The organism is Vibrio ichthyoenteri ATCC 700023 (assembly GCF_000222605.1).
Lineage (GTDB): Bacteria > Pseudomonadota > Gammaproteobacteria > Enterobacterales > Vibrionaceae > Vibrio > Vibrio ichthyoenteri.
Genome location: NZ_AFWF01000292.1, coordinates 1 through 7,980, shown reverse-complemented (window position 1 = coordinate 7,980; position 7,980 = coordinate 1). Strand labels below are relative to the sequence as shown.

The window sequence follows — 7,980 nt, the reverse complement described above, 5'->3', positions numbered from 1 at the left end:
GTCTCGCCAAATGGAGTGCCACTTAGCTCAATCATGCATTCACCAATAATCGCGACTTTCTTGTTACTCATCTAAGGCAACCTTAACCAAAGACCATATTTGGCAAGCCAATTGAAATAACTGGAATGTAGGTAATCATAAGTAGAGCGACAATCAGCAATAACCAAAATGGCATCACTTCTTTGACAAAGTCTTCTATCGTGACCTTAGTGATAGAACAGGTGGTAAACATCACTGTGCCGAGTGGAGGAGTAATGGTGCCGATAGCGCTGTTAAAGATAAAGATGATACCGAAATGCACCGGATCAATACCGTACGAATGTGCAACAGGTGCTAGCAGCGGTGCCAATACGATCATCACAGCGTTGCCCTCAAGGAACATACCAATGATCAATAGGAACAGGTTGACTAACAATAAGAACGTAAATGGGCTCTCTACCGCGCCAGTTAACCATGTTGCAAGCTCTTGTGGCACGCGCTCCCATGTTAGGAATTTAGAGAAACCAACGGCGACACAGATAATAAGAAGTACGTTAGCAGATGCTAGAACGGATTCTTTGGTCGCACTCCAAAGCAGTTTGCTGTTCATTTGCTTGTAAACGAACATACCCAAAATCAACGCATAGATAACCGCGGCTGCACCGGCTTCTGTTGGAGTAAATACCCCAAAACGAATACCGCCGATAATGATCACTGGCAGTAGAAGTGCTAGGAACGCATCTTTTGCTGACAGTGCAATCTCACCAATTGAAGCGCGCTTTTCTCGAATTGGAGCGTAATTACGTTTTTTCGAAATAACCGCAACCAGTCCCATCATCATGGCACACAGCATGACACCCGGAACGACACCTGCAAGGAACAATTTGCCGATTGAAACATTGTTCACGTAACCGTAAATGATTAACGCAATACCCGGCGGGATAATAGGTGTAATCAATGACGACGCAGCAGTCACAGCTGAAGAGAATGACGCGCTATAGCCACGCGCAACCATCTGTGGAACGAGAAGTTTTGAGCTCATCGCGGCATCGGCGATGTTTGAACCTGAAAGGCCGCCCATTAACGTGCTCAGAACAACGTTAACTTGTGCTAAACCACCATTCATGTGGCCAGTGAGCACTTCAGAGAATTTCAATAGTCGTTGGCTGATACCTGAGTGGTTCATGAATACGCCAGCCATTACAAAAAATGGAATAGCTAATAGAGTCACTGACTCCAATCCACCAGCAAGACGCTGCACTAGCATCATCATTGGCAGATGATCATTCATCAAAAAGTACGAAAGTGTCGCAAGAAAAATACAAAACGCAACTGGGATGCCCAGTGTGAATAACACTAATAATGCTGAAATAGGCAAAATAACGGACATGATTAGGCTTCCTTATTGCACGGAACAAAGAACGAGTAAAGATGCTTAAGTTGGTGGTAAAGCATGAACATGCCACTCACCGGAACCGCTGCGTAAATGTAGACATAAGGAAGTTTCAATGCAGGTGTAAAGCGAACCTGAGAAAAAGGCAGCAGTTTCCAGCCCCAATAAACCATGAATGCCAATGCAAAAATGACGAGTAGAGGACGGCATAAATTGTCTAATACGTTAGCGGCTTTAGCTGGAATTTTGTGGACTAAAAAGTCGATACGCACCACTTCGTCCGTGCGCATAAGTGCACTAGAGCCCATGAATGTCATCCAGACGAATAGTGCTAAACAAACTTCTTCTACCCATGAACTTGGCGAGTTAAAAACATAGCGTGTAACCACGCCATAACTCATAAGTAAGACGATGATCGCCAAGAAAGAGGCGGCAATAAAAGTATCAAGTTCACTGATACGATCGAGCGTCGCAATGATCTTATTCTTAGGCTTATCTTCAAGCTGATTTAATGAAACTTGAGTTTCCATGTGTTGTGCTCCCACAAACTGAAATTAGGGGGCTAAAAGCAAAGCCCCCGAAAAGCATTACAGTTCAGCTAACTTAGCTTGCGTGTCTTGGTACAGGTTTGGTGTCCACTCAGGGAACTCGCTTTGCACAACTTTACGTGCCGCTTCTTCGAATGACTGAATGTTCACTTCATTCACCGTCACACCTTCTGCTTTTAGTTGCTCAATCGCAGCAAGCTCACTTTCAGCAATCAAGTTCGCACCGTAGTCCACCATGTCGCGGCTAGTATCAAGAATGATTTTTTGCTCTTCAGCAGACAAACCATTCCAGAACATGGTGCCAGCGACAAATGGTGATAGGTGCTTAGTATGAGCCGTCAAATTAAGATGCTTAACCACTTCGTGGAATTTACCGCCATGTAGAACAACCGCTGGGTTTTCCACCCCTTCGATCACACCTTGAGATAGGCCAGGATATACATCCGCTAAAGACATTGGTGTTGGTACGCCACCCATTGCTTTTACCGTTGCCACAAATAGGCGAGAGTGTTGAACACGCACTTTCACACCATCAAGATCCGCGGGAGTTTCTACTTCGCCTTTAGACAGAAGATGACGAGTTCCGTAAACCACATCAGGTACGATGATATTCAAACCTTTTTCTGACAACTGAGCGTTAAGTCCATCAAACCATTCTGTGTGTAATAGCTTTGATTTTTTCTCAAAAGATTGTGATAAATACGGCGCGTTAATCACACCAAGATCCGGCACGGTATCCATCAGGTAGCCGTAAGAGCTAATCGTGATGATGTTCGCACCAAATTTAGCTTGCTCCATAACTTCAGTTTCGCTGCCCAATTGGCTAGATGGGAAAAGACGAAAAACAATTTCACCGTCAGACTTTTCTTTTACCTGCTCAGCCCAGTAATGCATTGCTTGATCGATCGGCTCACCTGGTTGGTTGCCGTAGGCAATCATTACTTCTGTCGCGGCATTGGCGCCAAAACTGAACGCCATTGCTAGACCAATTGCTGCGGATACTTTTTTAATTTTTGAATGTAGAGTGTTCATTGAGGATCCTTTCATATAATTGTTATATTTTGCTGCTTACAGCTGCTTCATTGCTTCTTTCATACCTAATGCTTGGATAGCGTTTACATATTTTGCGACCAGGAAAGGCAACTCTGGTAGCAGGGTTAAATCCATATCCCAATGATTTTCCATCGCTAAGAATTGACGGACATTTTCACTGTGGTCATCAGAAGTCTGACGCCAAGCTTCAAAGGGTTCCAAAAGGTGTTGGTCATCGCTCAAAGGAATCGCTTCATCACCGCGTTTCCCTAAATAAAAGCAGTAGAGTGCCGCTAAGCTAAAACTTAGATGCTTAGGTGCCGTGCCATGCTCATGGGAGTAAGTGATCAACTGAGGAAGTAGGCGAGTTTTAAACTTAGTAAGTGAATTCAACGCAATAGAAATTAGATAATGCTTAATATAAGGATTTCGGAATCGATCTAAAACGCTGTCTTTAAACGATTGCAGTTCCTGTTCATCCATGTCCAGTGATGGGATTACTTCACGATCAAGTAAGGCATCAAGGAATGCGCTCACTTCACCATCTTGCATCGCTTCACTAACCGTATCGATACCCGCTAGGTATGCCACTGGAACCATCGCCGTGTGGGCACCATTTAAAATACCGACTTTACGTTCTTTATATGGCTTAATGTCATCAACGATTTTGATATTCAAAGGACATTGAGCAAGATTCAATTTTTCGTTTAACCAACTCGGTCCCTGAATAACAAAAAGATAGAAGTATTCTGCAGCAACTAGGAAGTTATCTTGATAGCCAAATTCTGCTTCAATTGACTTAATTTCATCCTTTGGATAACCGGTGACGATTCTATCAACTAATGTTGAGCAAAATGTGTTTGCAGTCTCAATCCAGTTTAAAAATTCTGCATCCAGCTGCCATAGTTGTGCATATTTGATCACGGTCTCTTTTAATTTTTCGCCATTCGCATCGATCAATTCACACGGTAAAAGAATTAAACCACTCTCATTACTACCATTAAAGTGCTGGTAACGGCGATAAAGAAACTGAGTCAATTTTGCTGGAAAGGTAATCGGTGGCATAGCGTCAAACTGATCACGCTCATCAAAACAAATGCCCGCCTCTGTTGTGTTTGAGACGACCCATTCCAAATCTGGATTTTCCGCAACGCGCAGCACTTCTTCATACTCGCCATACGCAAGTAATTCGCGGTTAACACTCGTAATGATACGTGGTTCAGCGACACTTTCGCCCGCTTCGTTAATACCGCGGACTAATGCTGTATAAATGCCCCCTTGAGCGTCCAGCTTAGGGTGACCAGCGTCGATTGGTCGAACGATTGTGATGCCCGCATCAAAATCTGTGTGTTGATTGAGTAAATCGATCTGCCAATCAATAAAGGCACGCAAGAAATTACCTTCGCCAAATTGAATGACTTTTTCAGGTCGGCAAGGTTGTGATGTGAAATCTCTAAATAGTGGTGTCATTTTTATATCCCTAAATGATATCGCTCGATATCTAAACGGCAGATAAGTTCTGTATGTCGGACAGGTGTTATCGAATATGTAGCGAGTCTATGGCGGGAATCAAAAGAATGAATAATCAATCTACGCAAACGTGTAAGCGATCATCTTTAGGTGTTTTTTATCGGTATTTTATTATTCAGAAAATTGTTTTATTGACGTAAATAAACCGTGCAAGCTGATAATATTGCTATAAATATTAAATATTCGTAAAAATTATCGTTTTTTATTTGATTAAAAGACAGATGCCAATATAAGATAAACAGGTCGGACGGGATCACTTAATTGGGATACCCATGAAACAGTTCATAAAAATCAATGCCAAAGACAATGTCTTGGTTTGTCTTCATTCTCTTGTTGCTGGACACACACTGGATGTTGATGGCCAACACATCACCCTGACGCAAGACGTCGACCGTGGTAGCAAGATCGCCTTAAGCCAAATTACCGCAGGTGAAGATATCATCAAATATGGCGGCTCTATTGGTTACGCCACCGAGGACATTAGCGTCGGAGAATGGGTGCACACCCATAATATCAAAACCAAATTGTCAGAGACGGATCGTTACCAATATCTACCTAATTTTCACTCAATGAAACCATCTCACCTAGCTGAGCGCTTTTTTGATGGCTATCAAAGAGCCAATGGAGATGTAGCAATTCGCAATGAGATTTGGGTAATTCCAACCGTTGGCTGCGTCAATGGCATCGCCCAACAAGCCGTTAATCGTTTTAAACAGCGCTATCCTGATCTTGAGTGTGATGGTATCTACTTATTTCCTCATAACTATGGCTGCTCGCAACTGGGCGATGATCACGACAACACCAAAACCATCCTCGCCAATATGGTTAACCATCCTAATGCCGGTGGCGCACTGGTAATTGGACTTGGCTGTGAAAACAATCAGATAGGCCCGTTTAAAGAGCATGTCGGAGAAGTCGATGAGCAGCGAATTCGCTTTATGGTTGCACAGAACGAGCAAGATGAAGTGGAAGTGGCCATTACCCATTTAGAGGCTATCTATCAAAGTGTAAAACAAGATAAGCGTACCAATATCAGTATCGGTAGACTGCGCGTAGGCCTTGAGTGTGGTGGCTCTGATGGCTTATCAGGCATTACCGCTAACCCACTATTGGGAGAGTTTTCTGATTACTTAATCGAACTTGGAGGCACATCGGTACTAACCGAAGTTCCAGAGATGTTCGGTGCAGAGCATCTGCTTTTTGAACGTTGTATCGATAGACCAACATTCGACAAAGCGGTCAGCATGGTAAATGACTTCAAACAATATTTTATCGACCACAACCAACCTATCTATGAAAACCCATCACCAGGCAACAAGAAAGGTGGCATTTCAACCTTGGAAGATAAATCCATGGGTTGTACTCAAAAAGCGGGCATGAGCCCTGTTATCGGTGTTCTAAACTATGGTGAGCGCTTAACCAAACCGGGTTTAAACCTACTTAGCGCGCCGGGTAATGATGCCGTGGCCACATCAGCTCTGGCAGCCAGTGGTTGCCACATCGTTTTGTTTACCACTGGCCGAGGCACACCTTACGGTGGATTTGTCCCAACGATCAAACTCGCGACCAACTCAGAGCTTGCAACCAATAAACCTCACTGGATCGACTTTAATGCTGGTTCACTAGTGGAGGGGGTGGAAATGAAAACATTGCTAGAGCAATTTGTCGATTATGTAACGACTATCGCCAGCGGGACACCAACCAATAATGAACGCAACGATATACGTGAGCTGGCGATCTTTAAATCTGGGGTAACGCTCTAAATCGCGACGAATCCTTTAGCGAACAAGAAAATACCGTAACAAAACACCGCTTCAGAATTCATGTTCTGAAGCGGTTTTACATTTAAAATTACCGTATATCGCACCAAATACCCTCATCAAACCAGTCATGTATTGCGACTCACTTATCGCCACATAAGGTGATAGCTAGCTTTGACGCGCACATCGATAAAAGCGATTAATTTCTGAGCAAAAAGTCATTTCCTCATCATACTTATTGGGTGCTATCTATAGCCATGAATCACAACTGAGCGACTATTCGCTGGGTGAATGTGGTTTATTAAGCGGTAGGCTTAACTCTTTCAATAAGGAAAAATAATAATGAAATGTAAACTTGTACTTGCTGCTTTGTGCGTTGTTTCAACTGGAGCAATGGCAGATAAACTTAGCGTAGAAATGATTGACCTAGATAGCGGTAATTCAGCTGGTACCGTCACGATCACTGAAAGCAAATACGGCACCGTATTTACCCCTAAGCTAACAGGCTTATCACAAGGTATTCATGGTTTCCATGTCCATACCAACCCTTCTTGTGACAGTTCCGAAAACAATGGCAAGACCGTTCTCGGTGGCGCTGCAGGAGGTCACTACGATCCCGCTAACACCGGCAAGCATGGCTTACCATGGACTGATGATAATCACCTTGGCGACTTACCGGCGCTGTACGTTTTAGACGATGGTTCTGCCAATCAACCGGTGATGGCACCCCGTATTAAGTTGGCCGATCTAAGTGGCCGTGCACTCATGATTCATGCTGGCGGAGACAATCACTCAGATCATCCTGCACCATTAGGTGGTGGTGGTGCGCGCGTGGTGTGTGGGGTTATTAAATAATGTAATCAAGTAAATATATCGATCGCGTTAGTATAGCCACAACGCCTCTATGTGGCGCACATATAACGCGATCGAACTCAGCTCAACGAGCATCTTCACCTCACTCTAAGAATTATTCCTGCAACTGTTTAACCAGACTTTCCAAAACAGGCCCGCAAGCATGGCGACGAGAGACTAAACACCCAGTCGTGGTCAGCCAACCATCTTTCTCATGGGCAACGGGTAATTGCACTAATTTTCCTTGAGCAATGAAAGGCTGTGCCATTTCTTCTGGGATCAACGCCCAACCAATGCCTTGGCCAGCGAGTTTTGCCAGCATTTGATGAGTATTGGCATACCAAAACTGAGAGCTAATGCCGTAGCTGAACCATAGTTCCTTATGCGTCGCGCTGCGATGGACGATCTGACGGTGTGCCTTGAGGTCGACATCTCTGACCACCGCAAGATTAGCGAGAGGATGCTCTGGCGAGGTGACATTTAGAAAACGTCGCTGGCCTAAGGTGAAAAAATCCATATCTTCTCTTAATTCACCATCGGAAAAGATAATTCCGAGATGGGCTTTATTGCTACGTACCATCTCTTCCACGTCAAAAGTCGATGTCGTAATGATATCAAAGTTGGTGATTGGAAATTGTTGCGCCATATTAGCTAAAACACGCAATAACTCATCCGTCACCAAGCACTCATCAACCGCAATAAACAATTCGTTTTCGACCGACTTATTCAGCGATTCCACTTTTTGGTCAAAATAGTGTTGCTGACTAAGAATTGATTTAGCGATCGGGAGCAACGCCTGGCCATTGACGGTTAAATGGGGAATGTTTTTATCTCGAGTAAACAACTCTTGGTTAATGGCTAACTCAAGATTTGCTACCGCCTGACT

Annotated in this window: 7 protein-coding genes; 2 read left to right on the top strand and 5 right to left on the bottom strand. The window is 43.9% G+C overall.

The features are described from left to right. Window positions 1-82: 82 nt before the first annotated feature. The 4 genes from RH85_RS19300 to RH85_RS19285 are packed head-to-tail and all read right to left on the bottom strand — an operon-like array spanning window position 83 to window position 4,422. Entirely contained in the window at window positions 83-1,369 is a 1,287-nt protein-coding gene (locus RH85_RS19300) for a TRAP transporter large permease (RefSeq protein WP_006714408.1), read from the bottom strand. Window positions 1,370-1,371: 2 nt separating this feature from the next. Next, window positions 1,372-1,902, bottom strand: coding sequence for a TRAP transporter small permease (locus RH85_RS19295; RefSeq protein WP_006714407.1), 531 nt, complete (start codon window positions 1,900-1,902; stop codon window positions 1,372-1,374). A gap of 57 nt (window positions 1,903-1,959) precedes the next feature. After that, window positions 1,960-2,952 carry a C4-dicarboxylate TRAP transporter substrate-binding protein gene (locus tag RH85_RS19290; RefSeq protein WP_006714406.1) on the bottom strand — a complete coding sequence of 331 codons (993 nt, stop codon included), beginning with the start codon at window positions 2,950-2,952 and terminating at the stop codon, window positions 1,960-1,962. Between the two features lie 36 nt (window positions 2,953-2,988). After that, the gene (locus tag RH85_RS19285) at window positions 2,989-4,422 is read right to left on the bottom strand and encodes a tagaturonate reductase (protein ID WP_006714405.1); all 1,434 of its coding nucleotides are present in this window, start codon (window positions 4,420-4,422) and stop codon (window positions 2,989-2,991) included. Between the two features lie 332 nt (window positions 4,423-4,754). On the opposite strand from RH85_RS19285, the gene RH85_RS19280 reads away from it, so the two are divergent. Then, window positions 4,755-6,245 (top strand): UxaA family hydrolase, encoded by a 1,491-nt coding sequence (locus RH85_RS19280; protein ID WP_006714404.1) that lies wholly within the window; start codon window positions 4,755-4,757, stop codon window positions 6,243-6,245. Window positions 6,246-6,584: 339 nt separating this feature from the next. Next, a complete protein-coding gene (gene sodC, locus RH85_RS19275; RefSeq protein ID WP_006714403.1) occupies window positions 6,585-7,097 on the top strand; it encodes a superoxide dismutase family protein in 513 nt (170 codons plus the stop codon). Between the two features lie 112 nt (window positions 7,098-7,209). On the opposite strand, the gene RH85_RS19270 is transcribed toward sodC, so the two are convergent. Beyond that, a partial coding sequence (locus tag RH85_RS19270) for a LysR family transcriptional regulator (protein WP_006714402.1) occupies window positions 7,210-7,980 on the bottom strand: 771 nt, incomplete at its 5' end.

What these genes read in the sequence shown, in the direction of transcription:
- sodC (WP_006714403.1), top strand. Translation starts at nt 6,585, where the DNA reads ATGAAATGTAAACTTGTACTTGCTGCTTTGTGCGTTGTTTCAACTGGA.
- RH85_RS19290 (WP_006714406.1), bottom strand. Translation starts at nt 2,952, where the DNA reads ATGAACACTCTACATTCAAAAATTAAAAAAGTATCCGCAGCAATTGGT.
- RH85_RS19300 (WP_006714408.1), bottom strand. Translation starts at nt 1,369, where the DNA reads ATGTCCGTTATTTTGCCTATTTCAGCATTATTAGTGTTATTCACACTG.
- RH85_RS19285 (WP_006714405.1), bottom strand. Translation starts at nt 4,422, where the DNA reads ATGACACCACTATTTAGAGATTTCACATCACAACCTTGCCGACCTGAA.
- RH85_RS19280 (WP_006714404.1), top strand. Translation starts at nt 4,755, where the DNA reads ATGAAACAGTTCATAAAAATCAATGCCAAAGACAATGTCTTGGTTTGT.
- RH85_RS19295 (WP_006714407.1), bottom strand. Translation starts at nt 1,902, where the DNA reads ATGGAAACTCAAGTTTCATTAAATCAGCTTGAAGATAAGCCTAAGAAT.